Annotated in this window: 14 protein-coding genes and 1 pseudogene; all 15 read left to right on the top strand. The window is 66.3% G+C overall.

The window, feature by feature from the left end; genetic code table 11:
* Positions 1-3 precede the first annotated feature (3 nt).
* The 15 genes and pseudogenes from FZ029_RS12490 (at position 4) to FZ029_RS33930 (ending at position 19,226) form a co-directional block, all read left to right on the top strand.
* Entirely contained in the window at positions 4-228 is a 225-nt protein-coding gene (locus FZ029_RS12490; RefSeq protein ID WP_149269535.1) for a hypothetical protein, read from the top strand.
* Positions 229-316: 88 nt separating this feature from the next.
* Positions 317-1,807 carry a phage tail tube protein gene (locus tag FZ029_RS12485; RefSeq protein WP_149269534.1) on the top strand — a complete coding sequence of 497 codons (1,491 nt, stop codon included), beginning with the start codon at positions 317-319 and terminating at the stop codon, positions 1,805-1,807.
* A gap of 153 nt (positions 1,808-1,960) precedes the next feature.
* Positions 1,961-2,365 carry a hypothetical protein gene (locus FZ029_RS12480; protein WP_149269533.1) on the top strand — a complete coding sequence of 135 codons (405 nt, stop codon included), beginning with the start codon at positions 1,961-1,963 and terminating at the stop codon, positions 2,363-2,365.
* A gap of 89 nt (positions 2,366-2,454) precedes the next feature.
* Positions 2,455-2,745: a hypothetical protein gene (locus FZ029_RS12475; protein ID WP_149269532.1), complete on the top strand. Its 291-nt coding sequence runs from the start codon at positions 2,455-2,457 to the stop codon at positions 2,743-2,745.
* 3 nt (positions 2,746-2,748) lie between these two features.
* A complete protein-coding gene (locus FZ029_RS12470; RefSeq protein ID WP_149269531.1) occupies positions 2,749-3,504 on the top strand; it encodes a hypothetical protein in 756 nt (251 codons plus the stop codon).
* A gap of 18 nt (positions 3,505-3,522) precedes the next feature.
* Positions 3,523-12,822 (top strand): phage tail length tape measure family protein, encoded by a 9,300-nt coding sequence (locus tag FZ029_RS33295; RefSeq protein ID WP_211104144.1) that lies wholly within the window; start codon positions 3,523-3,525, stop codon positions 12,820-12,822.
* A gap of 10 nt (positions 12,823-12,832) precedes the next feature.
* Positions 12,833-14,416: a hypothetical protein gene (locus FZ029_RS12460; protein ID WP_149269530.1), complete on the top strand. Its 1,584-nt coding sequence runs from the start codon at positions 12,833-12,835 to the stop codon at positions 14,414-14,416.
* A gap of 2 nt (positions 14,417-14,418) precedes the next feature.
* Positions 14,419-15,384 carry a hypothetical protein gene (locus tag FZ029_RS12455; protein WP_149269529.1) on the top strand — a complete coding sequence of 322 codons (966 nt, stop codon included), beginning with the start codon at positions 14,419-14,421 and terminating at the stop codon, positions 15,382-15,384.
* Positions 15,381-16,778, top strand: coding sequence for a hypothetical protein (locus tag FZ029_RS12450; protein WP_149269528.1), 1,398 nt, complete (start codon positions 15,381-15,383; stop codon positions 16,776-16,778). The genes FZ029_RS12455 and FZ029_RS12450 overlap by 4 nt, the downstream gene beginning before the upstream one ends.
* Before the next feature lie 7 nt (positions 16,779-16,785).
* Positions 16,786-17,124, top strand: a complete 339-nt coding sequence (locus tag FZ029_RS12445) for a hypothetical protein (protein WP_149269527.1) — start codon at positions 16,786-16,788, stop codon at positions 17,122-17,124.
* Complete coding sequence (locus FZ029_RS12440) at positions 17,121-17,807, top strand: hypothetical protein (RefSeq protein ID WP_149269526.1); 687 nt, start codon at positions 17,121-17,123, stop codon at positions 17,805-17,807. Before FZ029_RS12445 ends, FZ029_RS12440 begins: the two co-directional genes overlap by 4 nt.
* Positions 17,808-17,809: 2 nt before the next feature.
* Positions 17,810-18,283, top strand: a complete 474-nt coding sequence (locus FZ029_RS12435; RefSeq protein WP_149269525.1) for a discoidin domain-containing protein — start codon at positions 17,810-17,812, stop codon at positions 18,281-18,283.
* Between the two features lie 73 nt (positions 18,284-18,356).
* Positions 18,357-18,539, top strand: coding sequence for a hypothetical protein (locus tag FZ029_RS12430; RefSeq protein WP_149269524.1), 183 nt, complete (start codon positions 18,357-18,359; stop codon positions 18,537-18,539).
* A gap of 3 nt (positions 18,540-18,542) precedes the next feature.
* A pseudogene (locus FZ029_RS12425) lies at positions 18,543-18,989 on the top strand (lysozyme); the annotation flags it as partial.
* Between the two features lie 42 nt (positions 18,990-19,031).
* Positions 19,032-19,226 (top strand): peptidoglycan-binding domain-containing protein, encoded by a 195-nt coding sequence (locus FZ029_RS33930; RefSeq protein ID WP_348771129.1) that lies wholly within the window; start codon positions 19,032-19,034, stop codon positions 19,224-19,226.
* Positions 19,227-19,240 lie beyond the last annotated feature (14 nt).

The following is a 19,240-nucleotide window of genomic DNA, read 5'->3' as shown; positions in this document are numbered from 1 at the left end:
TCAATGGACAACCAGCACAAGCACATCAAGGGCTACCGCGACCTATCGGCCGAAGAGATCGCGCTGATGAACGAGTTGAAGGCCAAGGCCGAAGAGGTTGGCGTCCTGGTCGAGAAAATCCAGTTCACGCCCGGCATCGATCCTCGCTGGGTCGATACCGGCAAGACAGACCTGCAGAAGGGCTTCATGAGCCTCATCCGCAGCATCGCCCGGCCCACCACTTTCTGATCCTTCCCGCCCCACCTCTGACGCCCACCACGCCGCCGGCCACCGCCGAGCGGCTTTTTTCATGCCCGGCTGAAAGGAGCCGCTGAAAATGTCCAGTTCCAACCGCGTCCGCCTGACTGGTGTTCAGGAGCAGACCTTCGGCACCACCCCCACCAACCCGCGCATGCGCAAGCAGCGCGTCACGTCCATCGGCCTGTCGACCAAGGCGGTCTATGTGGAGTCGGACGACATCCGCGATGACCGGCAGAACAGCGACCCGGCGATGGTCGGCCAGACGAACGACGGCCAGATCGGCATCGAATGGCACTTCCCCGCCGATGGTTGCCTGCTGTCGAGTGAAATGGAGTCGGCTTTCGGCAACTACTGGACGAACACCCCGAGCCGCGACAACGACGGCACCGCCGCCTCCGTGATCCAGAGCGTCACCGCGGCGTCCCAGGTGGTGGCGGTCGCCGCCGGCTCAGCCTTCGTTGCCGGGCATCTGGTCTACTTCTCCGGGTTCGGCACTGCCAATGCCGGCAAGCTCGCCAAGGTCACCACCGGCAGCGCTACCGCGCCCGCGTTCATCGGCGCTGGTCTAGTGGACGAACCCAGCCCCGCCGCCTCCGCCCGCATGAAGGTGGTCGGGTGTGAGGGCGCTGCCGGCGACATCGCGGCGGTCGCCGACGGTCTGACCTCCCAAGCCGGCGGCCTCGATTTCACCACGCTCGGCTTGAGCATCGGCCAGTGGGTGAAGACCGGCGACACCGGAGCCGCCTACCGCTTCGCGACCGCCGGGGCCAACGGGTGGGGGCGCATCACTGCCATCGCCGCCCGCAAGCTGACACTGGACAATCTGCCGGCCGCCTGGGCGGCTGACACCGGAACGGGTAAGACCATCCGCTTCTTCTTCGGCGACGTGCTCAAGAACGGCGTCACGAAGATCGGCGTGACCCTGGAGCGCGGCTTCATGGATCACACCCCGCCCACCTACACCGCGCAAAGCGGTATGCGGGTCGGCAGCCTGGAGTTCGGCGGGCAGGCCAAGGAGAAGGCCACCGGCTCGATCAGCTTCATGGGCATGAAGGCGGGCGTTCCCGGCCCGACCACTCTCGACGCGACGCCCGACGACGAGCCGGACAGCGGCACCTATCCGGTGATGGCCTTTTCCTCCAACTGCGGTCGCATCGGCGAGGGCGGCGTCGCGCTCGGAAAACCCAATTGGGCCAAGGGTGTGAAGTTCACCATCACCAACAACCTCCGGGCCATCGACGCGGCGGCCGATGGTGACGACATCGCCCCGGCCCCGGTCGACGTGACGGATGGCGCGTGCGATCTGGCCGTGGAGCTGAACACCCATTTCGGCGACCCCTCCCTGGTCGCCAAGAACCTGAGCGGCACCGTCACCAGCATCAACACCCGCCTCCAGAAGGGGGTACAGGCGATGATCTGGGACGCTCCGCGGCTCACGCCGAAGGAAGCCGACCCCAACGTCGGCGGAAAGAACACCGATGTGATGCTGCCCGTGAAGCTGACCGGCTCGAAGGACACCCTGACCGGTTCGACCGTCATCGTGAACCGGATCGAGTTCTACCGCTGATTCCCTGACGAGATCCCGCGACCAACGGGAAAGAGGCTGCCGGCTCTGCCGGCGGCATGACGGCACGCGCGGGCCGCGGGCGGGCGTTTGGTCGGCGCCCGCCCATTCACCGCGCATTCATCCGACCAACCGACCAATCAAGGATCTACGACCATGGCAAATCTCGCCTCCCGCAAGCGCTCCACCGCCGCCTACACCACCGGTGTCTGGAAGCGCCCCGACCTCGACATGGACCTGGAAATCCTCACCCTCGGCATGGGTGACGAATACCTCGACATGCAGGCCGCCAAGCAGCGCAAGGCCGCCAAGGGCTTCGGCGGCGACACCGAGAAGCTGCCGGCCGCGCTGAAGCGCAAGATCAACATCGAGTGCCTGATCGCCTGCTGTCTGCGCGATGCCCGGTTCAAGGACGACGACGGCGCCGAGGTCTCCTTCGAGGAGTTCTGCGACCTGATCCGCGACCCCGAATACCCGGACCTGTCGAACGCGGCTTTCACCGCGGCCACCATGGCGACCTCCGACCGCGAGTCCGACGCCAAGGAAGCCGAGGGAAACTGACGGCGGCCCTACGGGACCATCTCAACCGCAAGGCGGACAGCCACGATCTGCTGGCCGACCTTGCGGATGATGACCCCGACGCGGCCGAAATGGTGGCCGCCTGCCTGGAGGACGAGGGCGAGGCGGTCGAACCCCTGCCGTGGTGCCGGTGGGCATGGCGTGCTTGGCACGCCCTGTCCGATGACCGGCAGTGGCGCAGCGGCGGCATGGGGCCTCCATCCCCCTGCAACATCCCGTGGTCCGTCATGCGCTCCTACGCCGCTGACCACGGGTATGACCTCCCCATCCTCTTCCGCCTGCTCCGCGCCATGGATGGCGTCTATGCGGAGTGGTGGGCGGAAAAGGTGAAGGAGGCGAACAAGAAGCCGTCGACGGAGTGACCCATGGCGAAAGCGGCAGCATTCAACGCCCGGCTGCGGGTCTTCGTCGACCAGGCCCTATCCCCGGAGGCACAGTCCCGCCGGCTGGCTGACATCGCCATTGCCGAGCGGGATCGGCTCATCGCCTCCGGCCGGGCTTCCCGTCGGTTCCGGCGCTGGGTCGATGGGGTGGAGGGCGCACCGGAGACGGCGGTTCGGCCGGCGGACGGCGGGCGGATCGTCTACCGCTTCTCGATCTTGGGGGCGGTGTGCAACTTCGCTCTGTCGTTCCTCATCGCCCGCTCGCCGCCGCGCTCCTCCGCACCGCTGAACCCCGGCACGGGCAAGACGGCCCATTATCGGGACGGTTTTTTCTTCGCCATCGCCGACAGCGCTTCCCCCCGATATCAGTCCGGGGATTTCAGCGGGCGCCTTGTGCCGGCCGCGCAATTCAATCCGGCGGCCCTGTCGCCGACGATCACCGAGATCATCATCGGCAATACCCTGCCGTACAACCGCAAGGTCGACGTGCAGTTGATCGGCGGCCAATCGCTGACCTTCAGCGTGCCGCCCGGCCTGTTCGACGACGCCGTGAAGGCTATCCGCTCCCGCTTCGGCGACCTCGTAGAGGTCAAGCGGGTCTACACAATGAATTTCTACGGTCAGTACCTGCTCCGCCAGCGGCAGGTGTGGACCACCGGAAGGCACCGGGGCCTTTCGCGCGGCCGGCAAGGCACGCGCGTGGAAAGCCCCGCCCTCATTATTCGCCCCCGCCGCTGATACCCCGAGGATCCGCCAATGACCGATCAAGTCGAAAGCCTCGACGTAGGCTTCCAGGACGGTGTGTCGGCCGGCGCCAAAAAGGCGACCGACGCCGTTACCAGCCTGGGAAACGCCTTCACCACGACCGAGGCGAAGGCAGAGCGTGCCGGCAAGGGCACGAAGAAGGCGACCGATGAAGCCGCAGCCGGTGCCGCCGCCGCTGGAAAAGCCATCGCCGACTATGCCGCCACCGTTGAGCGTGCCGATGAGCGCGTGAAGCGCCATGCCCGGACGGCCGAGCAGCTCGCCAACCAGTTCGACCGGACCAAGAGGGAGGCCGCCGCCGTCGCGCGGGCCATCGCGCCCTATCAGCGGGCGCTGGATGACCTGGAGGCGAGCAGCGCGAAGGTGGCGGAGAAGGAGGAGCTTCGCGCCACCATCACGGCCAAGATGGAAGCTGCCGCCGAGAAGGCACGCGCGGCGGTGGCCCGGTATTTCAAGGACGTTGAAGCCGGCGCGGCAGCGGCAAACGCCGCCGCTGGCGGGCTGTCGGCTGGCATGGCCGCCGCCACGGCCTCGGCCGGCTCGTGGACGGGTGCGCTGGGCAAGGTTTATGAGACCGCCGGCAGCATGTCCGACGGGCTGAACCGTGCCGCTCGCGCGCTCCGGGATCTGAACACCTCTTTCGACGCCGGGCACTCCAGCTTTGCCGAGTGGGCGGCCGGGGCGAAGGGGCTGGAGGCCAGCTTGCGCGGCGTGTCCGCGGCGCAGAAGGCCATCAACGACTCGGTCGGCCTGTCGCGCCAGACGGCGAACACGGCGACCATTGGCCCGACGCGCTACGCCACCACCGGCCGCGGATCGAGCGGGACCGGCACCATCACCTTCGGGGACGATGGCAGCGCCCAGCGCCTGGACGACATCACCGCGGCGTTCGCTGCGGCAGACGCGGAACTGGACGCCTACCGCGTCTCGCTCGGCCTGACCGATGTCGCCCAGCAGAAATATGAGGCCGGGCTGGCGAAGTTGCAGGCCACCATCCGCCGGGCTGGCGTGGAGGAGGCAGAGGCAACCCGCCTGCTCAACGCCTATGCCGCCGCCCACGATCCCGCCGCGCGCTCCGCCGGCCAAGCCACGAAGGCGGCGGAGGCCACCGCCTCCGAATGGCAGGCCATCCTCGTTCAGGAGGAGTTTGCCGCCCGCGAACGCATCGCCCAGACCAAGACCAACGTCGCGGCCAATTGGGAAGCGCAGTTGGCGATGGACGAGTGGGGCGCGCGTGAGGCCAAGGCGAAGCTCGCCACCGAATGGGAGGGCCTGCTCGCGCTCGAAGGTTTCCAGCAGCGCGAGCGCATCGCCCAGACGAAGGCGCAGGTAGCCTCCGCCTGGGAGGCGCAGATGGCCATGGATCAATGGGGCGCCCGCGAGGCCAAGGCGAAGCTGGCGACCGAGTGGGAGGCCAGCCTTGCGATGGAGCAGTTCGACGCCCCCGTCACCTATCGCAAGACCGTCGCCTCGTTCGACAAGGAGGCTGGTGACGCGCTGAAGTATACCGAGGCCCTGGACCGGCTCCGGACCACCGCGGCGGCGGCTGGCGTGTCGCTGGAACAACTGGCGGCGGACGAAGCCAAGCTCGCGGCTTCCCTTTCGCCTGCGGCCATCGCGGCGAAAAAGGAGGAGGAGGCGCTCCAGCGGCTGGTCGGCACTCTCGACCGCACCTTCGGCGCCGAAGAGAAGCTGATCGCGCAGCAGCGGATGCTTGATAAGGCCATGACCGACGGTGTCGGCGGGATCAAGCTGACGGCCGAGCAGCACGCCGCCTTGTCGGCGAAGCTGAAGGAGCAACACGACCTCTCCACCCGTGCCGCCACCAGCACGAAGCTGGCCGCTCATGAGTCGCTGAACCTCGGCTATCAGCTGCAGGATTTCGTCGTTCAGGTCGGTTCCGGCCAATCCGCGATAGTCGCCATGCTCCAGCAGGCCCCTCAGGCCGTTGGGGCGGTCGGAGGCATGTCCCGAGCATGGGCGCTGCTTGTCTCGCCCGTCACTCTGGCGGCGTTGGGCATCGGCTCGGTGGGGGCTGCGCTCGCCCTTGTCGGAGCACGAGCGGTTCAGATCAACAGCCAGATCCGCGAACTAACCGCCACGACGCGCGCATACGGTACCGAGACGCAGGCAACGGCAGAACAATTGCAGGGACTCTCAACGGCCCTCTACGAAGGCGGCGCCGCCCGGGGGGAGAGCTTCGCAACCGCCAAGGTGCTCGCATCCACCCGCGGCATCAGCGCGGGCATGGGCAGGGAACTGGCGTTGCTGGGCAGCGACATGACGGCCGGCCTGGGCGGCTCGGTCGATGACATGACGAAGCAACTGGCCGCAATGGTGACCGATGGCTATCCGGCCATCCAGAAGCTCCATGAAGCCATCGGCTTCCTGACGCCGGCAGAGGTCGATGCTATCCGCGTGATGGCGGAGCATGGCCGCCAGTCCGAGGCGCTCGGGGTGGCGCTGGGTGCGCTTCACCGCCGGTTCGACGGGCTGCGGAAGGACGCCATGAGCCCCGCGGCCGAAGCGATGCACGAACTTGGTGTGCAGTTCAACAGGATGGTGGATGCCGCCGCTACCTCGTCCCTGGTCATCAAGGTCGAGATTGCGCTGTCCGAGAAGTTCAAGCTGCTGGCCGACTTCCTCGAATACCCGAGCAAGGACACCTTCGCCCGCTTGGCGGCGTCGACACTGACCACCATGCTGCCCGGATCCAGCAAGATCGAATACGACGCGCCCAAGCAGCCGAAGGACGACGAGGTTCGCAAGACGCTCCAGTGGCAGCTCGATGCAGCCCGCGCTAGGGTGCAGGATCTGGAGTCGCGTAGCTGGCTCGGCGGGCCGCACGGCGGTTACAAAGCCTCATTCCAGGGGCCACTGGAAACGGCAAGGGCGGAAGTCTCGCGGTTGGAAGACAGGCTGACCGCCATCTCGGCAAAGGCATCCTCGCTTGCGGCCGCCGCCACATCCGGCCCGCCGGCGCATCGGGCGGCCAACGATCTGTCTCCCGCCGATATCGCTTGGTCGGAGCAGAACGCTAAAGCGACGGAGTACGTGAAGGAGCAGACGCACGAGGTGGACCGCCTGTCCGCCAGCCTGCGCGGGAATGCGGTGGATCGTGCCTTGGCAACCGCGGCGATGCGGGCGCAGGACGAGATCCGCGACAAGCACCTGGAGGGCATTCCTGCGGAAAACCTCCTGCTGCTCCGTCAGCGGGAGGCGCTGCTCCAGCTTCAGGTCGCGGTGAACGACAACAACCGGGCCGCCGCCGCTGAGGTGGCCGGTGCCGATCTGGTGGCCCGCGCCTATGGTCAGTCCACGGCAGCGGTGCGCGAGGCCGAAATCCAGGCCAAGGCCCTGGCCGAGGTAGCGCGCGGAACCATCGAGCCGTACGACGCCATCGTCGGGCGGCTGCGGGCGCTGGACGACGCGCAGCGCAAGGTGCAGGCGTCGCAGTTCAATGCCGCGCTGAAGCAGCAGACCGAGGATGCCCAGCGGCTGGCCGCTGCCTGGGGCCAAGGTGCCAATGCTGCCCGCGAGGCGGCGCTCGCCAACGAAGCCCTGACCGAGGCCCGCAAACGCGGTCTGGACCCGTCCCGCGACGCCGGCCAAATCAAGGAAATCAGCACCGGCATCCTCGCTCGCGACGTGGCGCAGCGTTCCCAGCAATTCGCCCAGATGGCGACGGAGCAGCGCCGGGCCGTTGACCTTGCCAATGCCGAGTTCGGCATGCTGGGCCAGTCCAACGCCGAGCGGGCGCGATCGGTCGCGATCATCCAGGCGACCAACAATCTGCGGGACAAGGGCGTCGATCTGACCGACGCCGGCACCCAAGCCTACATCCGGCAGGCCGGCGAGCTGGCGCGGGTGAACAGCCAGTTGCAGGACACCGCACAGAACGCCGCCAACATCGCCCAGCCGATCACCACCGCGTTCGAGGATGTGATCGTCGGAGCGAAGAAGGCTGGAGATGCCGGCAAGGCCCTGGCCGAGGACCTGAAGCGGGTCTTTGCCCGCGTGCTCGTCACAAAGCCGGCCGAGACGTGGCTGACCGGCACGCTGACCAAGCTGATGTCCGGGGGGGTCGCTATGGCGAACGACAACACGCCCCGCCCGGCCAACGATCCAGCCAGTCTCAGCCGCATCGTGAACAGCGTCTCCGGCGGTCTCGGTTCGTCCGAATCGAACGCGATGTGGGTGCAGATGGCCGGATCGGCCGCAGCGGTGGCGCTTGACCCGCGAGCAATGACCGGCAGCTCTCCCATGCCGGTGGCGATCAAGGACGGTGGGCAGGTCGTCGACATGCTCCGCTCGGAAGCCCGCGCCCAGGGCGTGCCGGAAGACGTCGTTCTGGCTGTCGCCAAGATCGAGAGCAATTTCCGGCAGTACCGCGACGATGGCCGGGTGCTGACCAGCTCCGCCGGTGCGCAGGGCGTCATGCAGTTGATGCCCGACACGGCCAAGTGGCTCGGGGTCGATGCGACCGACACGCGCCAGAACATCCAAGGTGGGGTGAAGTTCCTGTCCATGCTCGGACGGCAGTTTGGCGGTGATTGGAACCTCGTGGCCGGTGCCTACAATGCTGGTCCGGGCCGCATGACTGAATACTTGCGGGATGGCCGCGCACTACCTGCCGAAGCCGTCGGGTACATGCGCAATTTCGGCTCGACGGTGAAGTCGGTTGGCACTGATATTGCCGCTCTCGGAACTCGGGTTGATGGCGTCACAGCCGCCCAGGAGCGCGCGCTTCAGGCCCAACTCGACACGGTGGAGGTCCAGCGCAGCGCCACCGACAGCACCCAGCAGACGCTGACCGCCACACAGCAATCGTGGGTGAATAGCGCGCTTGGGCTTACCAGCGTCACCAAGGACGCCTCATCCGTTATCGAGGTGAAGAGCCGCGCGATCAGCCACGTCGGCGAAAATGCCATCGGCGCGGCGGATGGGCTGACCCAGGCACGCGACAGTGCGACCAAATTCGCCACTGAGGTGGCGGATGGTGCGGATACCTTCCTCGGTGGAGTCTCCAAGATGCTGGGCGGCGCGAGCGACTGGCTCAGCGAACTCTTCGGCGGCAGCAGCACGCAACAGAAGGTGATCAAGAACGCGGACGGGAGCACCAGCTTTGCCCCGGCGGCCAAGGGTGCCGGCGGCTCGTGGCTGTCGTCCCCCGTGTTCCCAGAAGACAATGCACAGCGCCTGTTCGATGCTGGGCAATCTGGTTCCTGGCAGAACGGGAAATGGAGCAACACCAGCCCTGGTGGCATAACCTGGGGGCAAGTCCTGCAAGGCATCGGCGGCATCGCCTCCGGCGCAATGCTGGCGACCCAGAAGGGTGCCTCGGCAGGCCAGAAGATCGGCGGTGGCCTGACTGCTGCCGGCGGTGTCGTTTCGATGATTCCCGGTGGGCAGACCGCGGGCGGGGTCATGATGGCGGCCGGCGCGCTGTTGAGCGCGGTGACGGGCGCGAAAGATCGGGGCGAGAAATACTCGATCTCGCACATCACCTTGGGCGCCAATGGCCGGTACGCGCTCGGCGCCTATGCCCAGGACAATGACGGCGATCCGACGCGGTTCAATGCAGATGCCTCGAAAGTCGCGAAGGGGCTGAATGACATCATCGCCCGGCTGAACCTCACCCCCACGGGCAAGGATAGCTACATCGACTCCAAGAACAAGTCGGCCGAGCAGGCCGCCTTGGAGTTGCTGAAGGGGATGAAGTCCGGCGTGCCGGAAATCTCCCACGCCATCGCGCACGAGAGCGCGGTGTCGCTGGAAGACATGCTGTCGCACCTGGAGTTTGCGAACGGCTTTGACCCCCAGATCAAGGCGCTGCGCAACTCGCTCTCTGATCTGTTCTCGCAGTTCCAGACGGGCGTAGAAGCGGGAAACAGCCTCGGCCGCACCTTGCTCGACATCGTTGACAATGCAGGGACGGTGTTTTCGGTATCCGCCGGCGCCAAACTGCCCGGCTTCGCCCGTGGAACGCTGTCGGCTCCCACAGGCTGGGCCGTCGTCGGCGAAGAGGGGCCGGAGGTTGTTCGCCTCTCCGGAGGTGAGCGGATCTGGAACGCCCGCGAAAGCGCCCAGATGCTTGCCCAGATGGGACAAGGCCGAGATGACACCCTGATCCACCTCCGCGGTGGCGACGAACTGGCAGCGGTGCGCCGGGTGCTGGGTCATCCTGGCACGATCAACCCGGAAACCGGCCTTCTCGGTTTCGAGTATGGCGGCGGCGATCATGGCAGCCCCGGTTCCGGTGGCTCCGCGGGGTCTGGCGGTGGATCGAGTGGCAACTCCGCCGGTGGTTCGGGCAGCACCTCCGGTGGTTCTGGTGGCGGCTTCGGCGGGGTAGGGACGGCAAGCGAAGGGCCGTCGATCAGCCGGACGAGCAGCACGCCGATGTCGCAGGGAGATATGCGGTCGTACGGAGGCTACAGCTTCGGCTCGTTCTCCGGGGCTGACCGCTCCGGAACGATTGGCTTCGGCGGGGCGGCGAGCTATGCGTCCCCGACCTCCGAGCAGGTAGCCGCAACTGCGGCGGCCGTTGACAACGTCTACGGGACATCGCTGTCTGGCTGGCTGACGAACGCAGCGCTCAAGTATGGCTTGAATATCACCAAGTCCATCGGTGTCGACCCTGCCACTGGACTGAACAACACCCAACTGAGCGTTAACGCTGCGGGCGTCGTCGGCGATCTCGCAAGCTTGGCGACGGGCATCCCCGGCCTTGGCCTCGCGATGGGCGCTTTGGCCGATGCGCTTGACGTCGACCACATCACAATCGGATCGATCGACGCCAATGGGAATTTTTCCGGTGCAATGGGAAGCGCGAGCGCTGCGTCAGGCGTCACCGCAAGAGATGGCGGAGAGCCCGACCGGTACAGCACCACCGTGGCCGCCGCCGAAACTCGCGCCGCAGCAGAGCGGGACGCTGCGGCAGCGGCTGAGAAAGCGGCGGCTGAAGCGGCGGCGCAGAAGGCCGCTCAACGGGCGGCACTCCAGACCCAATTTGACGCGGTCGGTCTGAGTGGTGACCGGGTTTCGGAGCTGAATGACGTCGTTGCCAGCCTGGGCGCCAACACCTTCTCGCCCATCGGCAAGGACTTCGACCGGCTCGCCGCGGACATGAGGAAAGCGGCCGACGCCTACGTCGCCGCCGGCCAGTCAGTGCCGGATGGTCTATTCGGTGCTCTCAAGCAGATGGAAGCGTTGGGCGCCGTCAAAAAGCGCCTGTTGGACGAGGTGGCCGGCACCACCATCGAAAGCAGTCCAGAGCAGCAGAAGGTGGAGCAGCTCAAAGGAAAGTGGTCGAACACGGCCACGGACCTCGTGAAGGCTTTCGCCTCGGTTGGCATCGTCGGCGACGAACTGGCCGCCAAGCTCCAAGAGGGCTTCAACAATGGCCTGAAGAAGGAGCAGAAGTCCTACAGCGACGGCTTGGACACCGCCTATCGGAAGTCCAAGGGGGAAGAAGGCTACGACTCGGCCGCCAGCCTGATCGACGCCTACAAGACGTCGGTGAAGGATGTGAACGCCCTGTGGCCGGAGGGTGCCGACCGCGCCGCGCAGATGGCGAAGGTCACCGGCACCCTGACCAACAACATGGCGGGATTGGTAAAGAGCGGGTCGATCACCAGCATCAGCCTGCAGCAGATCATCACCGCCTTCGCCGACACACCCGATGTCGTGAGGGCGGCGACGGCAGCCCTGCAGCAGCTGAATGAAGCGGCAGCGGAAGCGGAGAGGTCATTCGCCGCGGGCGTTGCTTCCCGCATGCAGGCAGCGCTGGGCAACAGCCGTGGCGCCGGCCTGATCACCCTGGACGAACAGCAGCGTCAAGAATTGAAGGCCGCGAAGGAGGCCGGTCGGGATGTGACGCAGCTTCAACAGGTCCAAGCGGCAGAGCGGGCAGCCCAGGCATTCCAGCTTGCGCAGGCTGATGTGCTGGGTTCCTACGACCGGCAGATCAGCGCCCAACAGGAACTGATCTCCAGCCTCCAGGAGGGCGCTCTAAAGGTCACACAGGTCGCGAAGCAATTCGCGGCTGCCCGCGATGCGCTTGCCATCAGCGAGGACGCGCCGATCAGCCCGCAGGAGCGGCTGGCGGAAGCAAGGCGCCAATGGGATGTTGCTCTCGCCACTGTCCGCTCCTCGACCGCCAGCGAGGACGAGCAGTCCACCGCCCGGTCGACTTTGACCAGCCTGTCGCAGACGCTGGTCAGCCTGGAAAAGACGAACTCCGCCGGCACCTCGCGCGCCATCTATGACGAGGTCATGCGGGTGCTGGGCGAGTTGGGCACCATCGCCCCGGACACCTCCGCGGCTACGGCCGAGGCGGACCTGAAGGTGGCGCAGGACAGCCTGAAGGAGTTGCAGCGGTCGCGGGCCGAGGCGGCTCGGGTCGGGGAGCGCCAGTACGGCGCCATCACCGGTCTGAAGGATGTCATGGACCAGAGCTATGCCGTCTGGCAGGCGGCGCTCGGCCCGCTCAAGACGCTCACCGGTACCAACGACAACTCCCCGCATTATAGCGCGTCCGCAGCGGTGCAGACGGCTTGGGATGGGTTGTCGGCAGCACAGCAACACGGTGTCGCCCGCGCCATGGGCTGGGGCGGCGACATCGACAGCGCCTTCAATATGTGGCTGGCGACGGATAAGACGCGCGCTTCGACCTTCGAAGCGAATGTCACCACCATCGGCGGCGGGGCGCGCTATGCCGCGCCGGAAGACGTCGGTCGGGCCTGGGAGGCGCTGACCCAGGCGCAGCAGTCCGCCGCGGTTAAGGCGGCCGGCTACGACGGTGGGGTTGACGCGGGCCTCAACGCCTGGGTCCGCCTCGGCCACGCCTCCGCCTTCGAGGCGGCGGTCCGTTCGGCCGCTCATGGGGCCGGAGTGCCCGGCTTCGCCGCTGGCACGCTCTCGACCCCGCCCGGCGCGGTGTGGGTCGGCGAGCGAGGCCCCGAGCTGTTGTGGCAGGGCGGCGGTGCCGCCATCGCCTCCTCCGTCGACAGCATGCGGATCGCCGGCCTGTACCAGACGGCGGCCAATGACCGCTACCCGGCCAACGTCACCCCGATCCGGCCGACAGCCGGGCCGGTGGCGTCGGACAACCGCGAAGTCGTGTCCGTGCTGCGTGACATCGCCCGCCGCATTGAGCGGCTGGAGGACGCCATCCACGAGGCCGAGGGCGAGGCCCAAACCCAGCGCGCCCGCATCGCACGGGACGAAGTGAAGCTCATGCGCCAGCAACTGGACGAGTTGCAGGAGCGCCAGAAGCGCACCGCATAAGGGGATCTGCATGGATATCCACCTGTACGACCTCGTGGCCTTTCACCGGGCCACCGGGCACCTTCACCGCTGGCCGCTCTGTGCCGGGTCCGTCGCCTTCCAGTCCCGCAGCGATGACGATCCGGCATCGGTGACCTGGCTGCCGCTCGTCGGGCAGTGGCCGACCGTCGCAATCACGGCGGCGGCCGACGGGGCACGGGCGCAGATTGACGATCTGCGGCTCATGAATGTGCGGCAGACTGACGATCTGCCGCGCTTCGCGTCGGTCTTCAACATCACCACGGGGCTGTGGGAGCGCGTGCTGTTGGGCGCCCGCCCGCTCAACGCTCTCCTGACCGACTACATCGTCCAATCCGTGACCGAGCGGGTGGTGGCCGCCGGGGCGCCACTCAGCACCGCCGTGACCGTATGGCGTGCCAAGGCCGGCAAGATGGCGCCGGGGCGCTCGGACCTGAAGCTGCCCGTCTACGACAGGCAGCTTGATTTCGACACGCCAATCCAGAAAGACGACGCGCGATATGCCGGCACCGGCGGGTACGACGGGCCGACGACCCTCAAAAACACACTGAAAGAGCGGTGCTTTGGGCACTGCCCATTCGTCCAACCAACCTATCTCGGCGTGATCGACCAGGGCAGCGGCAACGGCGGACTGCTGCATGTCTGGTCCGTCAACGGCGGGCTGCCCATCGAGGACGTGCCGCGCGGCTGGTCTGGAGGCGTCGCCGTCAGCAAGACCGCCGGCATCCCAGGCGCCAACCAGTTCCGGGTCGATGTCGCGACCGGCAGGATCTTCACGGCGATCCACTATGAGGATCTCAGGCTGGAGGTGAAGGGCGACAAGACCGGCGGCGTCTGGCGCCGCTTCATTGGCGAGGTGGTGGCGTTCCTGGCCGTCCAGCACGGCGGGATCATCGCCAACGCCGATGTCAGCGGCATGGATGCGCTGCCCCGGACCATCGGCCTCTACCTGCCGGCCGGCGATGGCCGAACACACCGAGACGCCTACGGGAAGCTGGTCGGCTCCGTGCCGCGGGGGCGCTGGTTCGTCGACCTTGCCGACCGGCTGGTGGTGACCCGCCTTCCGCGCGCCACCGCAGTCACGCCGACCCGCGCCTACAGCAAGGCCAGCGGCTCCGTCGATGGCCTGAAGCCCACCGCCGGCAGCAGCGTAACGCCGACGAAGAAGGTCACCGTCCTCTACGCGGAAAATCCGAGCGCTGCATCCAATGCAGCAGCCGATGCCACGGCGGCAGACGCGGCGCTGTGGACCCAGCAGTGGCGCGAGTCCGACACCGCCACCGACGCCCTGATCGAGGCGGCATATGGCGTCAGCGCGAAGACCGATCGTATCGAAACGGCGCTGACGCTGAAGGCCGACGCTGACGCAGAGGCGCCCCTCTGGCTGGCCGAACGCGCGAACCCACCACAGCCCTATGAGGTGCGGGTCCGGGACGGTGCCCCCGGCCTGTGGATCGGTGGCGGCATAACGGTGGTCGACGACATCGCCGGCTTTGAAGAAGGCGGAACTCTGGTCATCACCGGCCGGACAAACCGGGACAGGGGCGGCGGCGCCACCCTCTACGTGGAGCGCTGAACATGGGATCTATCTACTCCTTTCTGGCTGACCGCAACGAGGTGATGAACGGCCAGCTCGACAACCCGGTCACCATCACCAGCAACGTGCAATGGGCCGCAACGGCGCCGCTGGAGTCGATGCTCACGACCCCGGTCTCCGACCGGGCAGTGTCGCTCGCTATCGGCGATGTGGACCACGCCACCGGCGCACCGATCAACCCGGTGACCATTACGCTGACGTGGCAATACCCGATCTTCCTCACCGTGGCATCGCTCTGCGACACGAACCTTCGACAGTATGCCTTCTGGCGAATGGAGGCATTCAGCGACGCAGCCATGGGGGATGCCGATCTGGTGGCAACCTCGGTGGTGGATGGCGTGGACGCCAACGTGGTGCCGGGCCTGACGGACCCGGAGGAAATGCCGGCGGGCGCGCCCAACCAAATGCGGGGCGATCTTGATCCGCGCGACCTCCCGCTGCTGCCGATCAACATCCACTGTGCGGTGCCGCAGTGCCCCGTGGTCGCGATCCGCTGGACGCTCTGGGGTGGAGCGTTCCGCCCGGACGGGACGGACGACACCGGCTATCGGATCGGTCTCGCCTGGGCTGGCGATGGCCTGATCTTCAGCCGGCACGTCGGGAAAAGCGGCGAAGGCGTCAAGGACAACGACGAGGTGATCGCCGGCACCGGCGGATCGGCGTGGGTCGAAGAGGGCATCGCCAAGCGCACGGTCACCATCGGCCGCGAGGTGGCCGACCGGAAGCTCCGGGACGCATTGTTCAAGATGGCGCTGCGCTCGGGTAAACGGAGGCCGCTGCTCTACCTGCCCAGCATCGCCGATCCGACAGACCCGGCAAGCACCGCCGACCCGGCGGCAAACTTCCTTTATGGCGGCCTCTTCCGCCGATCCGCAGATCACAGTCAAACCTACATCAGTGGCCGCTACACCTCGACAAGCGCCGAACTTGAGGAGTTCAAGGAATGATCATATCGCAACTGGTGCAAGACGCGATTGCGCGCCTCAAGCAATACAACCTCGGCCTCTATAACTCGGCGTCCAATAAATTCGGCCTGTCTGGTGTCGGCGGTATGGCCGCCAACTGGAGCCGGCACAGCAAGGATGTCGCCACCGTTGGTGAGTGTGTGGCCTCGCTTGTTGAGCAGGTGGATACGGCAACTTCCCTGGTGTTGCCTGCCGTGCCCATCGTCACCGCCGCCCGCGACCAAGCTGTTGCCGCCGCCAACACCGCCGCCGGCATCATCCAGCACGTCCAGCCGTACGAGATTGCTGGCATCCCTCCGATCATCGACTTTCCGTTCAGCGGCGCGGCAGCCGTCCCGGCGGGCGTCGTCGCCGGATCGTCGGGGAAGTGGGTGACGAACCAAGCCGGTGCGCTCACCTTCATCCCGGCCGGGACTGCACCCATTGAGTTCGACCCTATCACGGCAGCGCTACAGGGGCTCCGCGTCGAGGAGGCGCGGTCTACGCTGGTAGTAAAGAGCCGCCGCTTGGACGACGCCGCATGGACGAAGAGCGGCATCACCACCGGGGCCATCGCCGGAGCTGATGGCGTCCTCGCTGCGGCAACCCGCCTCACCGCGTCGTCTGCCAACGGCACCTGCATCCAGGCGTCGTCATCTGCCTCTGCCGCCCGCCGCTTCGCCCCGTTCGTCCGTCGCGCCGCCGGTACTGGCACGGTGCAAATGACGCTGGACGGCGGCTCTACGTGGACGACGATCACGCCGACGTCTTCCTATGTCCGGTATGGCATGGGGCAGACGGTCGCCAACCCCACCGTTGGGTTCCGGCTTGGCTCTTCAGGTGACCAGATCGACGTTGACTTTGCCGGCGGCGAAACCGGCACCTTCGACACGTCACCGATTGAGGCGGGATCGTCAATCGTTACCCGCGCCGCAGACGTCAACACCCTACTGCTGTCCTCTGTGCCGGGGTGGAGCACATCGGAGGGGACGATATATGTAGAGTTCGATACCACTTCAAATACTGTAATTACAAAATATCCCATCAGCCTAAATAGTGGCTCTGGTTACTCGGAAAGGATTGACATTGAACTTGGAGGAACAAATCAACGCAGTGCATTGATTGTATCCGGTGGTGCCACGCAGGCATATTTCATTGGAGCAAACGTTTCGACAGCAACTCTATGCAAGGCTGCTGTCGCGTTCAAGGCGAATGACTTTGCATTTAGCTACGACGGCGGCAGCGCCTCCACGGATCCAGCGGGGACCGCCCCCACAGTCACCAGGGTTGAGCTTGGTAGCGTAATGGGCGGAAACCACCTCAATGGGCACATCCGCCGGCTGACGATCTTCCCCCGCCGCCTGTCCAACGCCACCCTCCCTCTCCTGACCGCGTGAGGCTGACATGCCCCAGACTCTACGCCTTCGCGCGGACACCGAGGCCGCGCTTATCGACGCTCTGCCAATGCTGCGGGGAGTTGATGCAGATGACGCGCCGTGCTGGCTGACCGCCGGCCCGGTGTGCGACCTGGACGTGATCGGCGCGCTCGCGCTGACGGCTCCTGTCGTCGATCCGGACACGGGGGAGGTGGTGACGCCCGCCGTGGTGGACGAGCGTTTCCACGTCAACATGCGCGGGCCGCGCATCGGCGCCGATCCAGCAGCCTGGGCCGCAATTGTCTCCGCTGCTGAGCCCTACACGCTCAGCGACATCGCCAATCCTCGCAGGAGGTTCCAGTCGTGACCGATCTCCTTGCATCGCCCATGGTCGCCGGCCTGATGGGGCCGCTCGACAAGCAGCATGCCGACGCGGTGCCCGGCCTCCAGGCCAGCATGACGACAGCGCAGGGCAATATCACCACGCTCCAGCAGGGGCTAACCACGGCGCAAGGTGGCGTCGCTACATCGCTCCAACAGGGAGTCCACACGATCTGGCTGCCAGCTATCGGGATGGTTGGACGCACCACCAACGGGCCAGTGTACAATGCAAGCGAGACGACAACCAATCGGGTGATGATCGCCGGTCTAGATTATGACCCGAATACAGCCCAGTACGCCCAAGTCATGGTCGCTATGCCGAAAAGCTGGGACCGCGGGACGGTCACCGCTCAAGTTGTATGGACGGCGCTGTCCGGCTCTGGCTCGGTGGTGTGGGGTGTCCAAGGACTTGCCGTAGGTGACGGCGACGCGCTGGATGTGGCTTTCGGGACCGCCGTCACTGTGTCGGACCCGCTGCTATCCGCGTCGCAGTCCCACCTGACTACCACCACGGCGGCCATGACAATCGCCGGCAGTCCAGCGGCGCTTGATACAGTGATTTTTCAGGTCTACCGCGATGCCGCCAATGGCGCGGACACGCTGACGTCCAACGCTCGCCTGCTGGGCGTGCGGCTGTACCTGACAATCAACGCACAGACGGACGCATAGCCATGCTGATTAATGCGCTGGGAATGGCCGCCACTTTGCCAATGCGGCGTGGGTGGCGATATCTGCAAATCTCGCTGGGTGGCCTCACAACGGGCACCGGCCATAGTATTTCTGAGATCATGTATTTTGCCGGGTCAACCCCACTGATCCCAACACCGCTCACCGGCAACAGCTCCCCATCACCTTTCGTGGCGAGCGCATCATCAACGGGATTTGGGCAGCCGTATAACTGCTTCGATGGATCGGGGACCGCGGGATGGGGTAGTGCCGACGTGTCCGGCGACCCAAACCCGTGGGTGCGCCTGGACTTCGGCGCAGGCGCAAGCATCGGAGTCAATGGACTGTCGCTCACCAACGCCACAGCCACAAGCGCCTTTGCCGTCTACGGGTCGCAAGACGCCACGAATTGGCGCCAGCTTTTCACGGCCAGCGGCTTTTCGTGGACCGCCGGTGAGACCAAAACCTTCTCCTGGTAGCGCGCGACAACACTCCAACCCCTGACAATCTCCGGCCGCCGCGAGCGGCCTTTTTCATGCCCGGAGCATACCCATGCCCGACGGTCCATCACTGGCGGAGCAAGAGGTGCAGCAGGCCCTGGCCGCCTGCAACGGCGACCGCGACGCCGCCCTCCTGCTGCTCGGCCAACTCCTTTCCACCGCCCGCCGCGCCATGTGCGGCGGCTTCCTCCGGCTCGGTCAACCGGCCGATCCCCACCAATCAAGAAGGATCTGAACTATGGTGACGAACACCACCAAGCCGATCTGCCAAGCGGCGGTCGACCTCGTGAAGCATTTCGAAGGCCTGTATCCCACCGCCTATCTGTGCCCGGCCGGCGTCCCCACCATCGGTTACGGCCACACCGCCGGGGTGAAGATGGGCCAGTCCATCACCGCGGAACAGGCCGACGCCTTTCTCGCCGCCGACCTGACCGAGGCGGCGGGCCGCGTCGACGCGCTGGTGAAGGTGGCGCTGAACGACGACCAGCGCGGCGCGCTGTCCTCCTTCGTCTTCAATCTGGGCGCCGGTAGCCTGGGCAGCTCAACCCTGCTGAAGATGCTGAATGCCGGCGACTATGCCGGGGCAGCTGACCAATTCGGCCGCTGGGTCTATGCCACGGTGAACGGCAAGCCGACCAAGCTGGCCGGTCTCGTCGCCCGCCGCGCGGCGGAGGCGGCGCTGTTCTCCGGCGGCGCCGCGGTCCTGCCGGCCGAACAGCCGCACCCCATGCCGCAGATGGTGGCTGCGCCGGCCGGCGACGAGGACGACGAAGTGCGCGCCGTCCAGAGGATCGTCGGGGCGAAGGTGGACGGCATCTTCGGTCCGGCCACTGCCTTGGCGGTGAAGAAGTGGCAGTTCATGCACAATCTGGAGCCGACCGGCGTCGTTGATCAGCCGACCCGCGCGAAGATGGGGATCTGACCTTCCGTGGCAAG

The sequence above is a fragment of the Azospirillum sp. Sh1 genome (assembly GCF_008365135.1).
GTDB lineage: Bacteria > Pseudomonadota > Alphaproteobacteria > Azospirillales > Azospirillaceae > Azospirillum > Azospirillum oryzae.
Note: the sequence above shows the minus strand (reverse complement) of the source record. Positions and strands in the feature narration are given on the sequence as shown.

Bases quoted from the DNA above. Each gene is read 5' to 3' on its own strand.
- FZ029_RS12490 (WP_149269535.1), top strand. From the start codon at position 4: ATGGACAACCAGCACAAGCACATCAAGGGCTACCGCGACCTATCGGCC.
- FZ029_RS12485 (WP_149269534.1), top strand. From the start codon at position 317: ATGTCCAGTTCCAACCGCGTCCGCCTGACTGGTGTTCAGGAGCAGACC.
- FZ029_RS12480 (WP_149269533.1), top strand. From the start codon at position 1,961: ATGGCAAATCTCGCCTCCCGCAAGCGCTCCACCGCCGCCTACACCACC.
- FZ029_RS12475 (WP_149269532.1), top strand. From the start codon at position 2,455: ATGGTGGCCGCCTGCCTGGAGGACGAGGGCGAGGCGGTCGAACCCCTG.
- FZ029_RS12470 (WP_149269531.1), top strand. From the start codon at position 2,749: ATGGCGAAAGCGGCAGCATTCAACGCCCGGCTGCGGGTCTTCGTCGAC.
- FZ029_RS33295 (WP_211104144.1), top strand. From the start codon at position 3,523: ATGACCGATCAAGTCGAAAGCCTCGACGTAGGCTTCCAGGACGGTGTG.
- FZ029_RS12460 (WP_149269530.1), top strand. From the start codon at position 12,833: ATGGATATCCACCTGTACGACCTCGTGGCCTTTCACCGGGCCACCGGG.
- FZ029_RS12455 (WP_149269529.1), top strand. From the start codon at position 14,419: ATGGGATCTATCTACTCCTTTCTGGCTGACCGCAACGAGGTGATGAAC.
- FZ029_RS12450 (WP_149269528.1), top strand. From the start codon at position 15,381: ATGATCATATCGCAACTGGTGCAAGACGCGATTGCGCGCCTCAAGCAA.
- FZ029_RS12445 (WP_149269527.1), top strand. From the start codon at position 16,786: ATGCCCCAGACTCTACGCCTTCGCGCGGACACCGAGGCCGCGCTTATC.
- FZ029_RS12435 (WP_149269525.1), top strand. From the start codon at position 17,810: ATGCTGATTAATGCGCTGGGAATGGCCGCCACTTTGCCAATGCGGCGT.
- FZ029_RS12430 (WP_149269524.1), top strand. From the start codon at position 18,357: ATGCCCGACGGTCCATCACTGGCGGAGCAAGAGGTGCAGCAGGCCCTG.
- FZ029_RS33930 (WP_348771129.1), top strand. From the start codon at position 19,032: ATGCCGCAGATGGTGGCTGCGCCGGCCGGCGACGAGGACGACGAAGTG.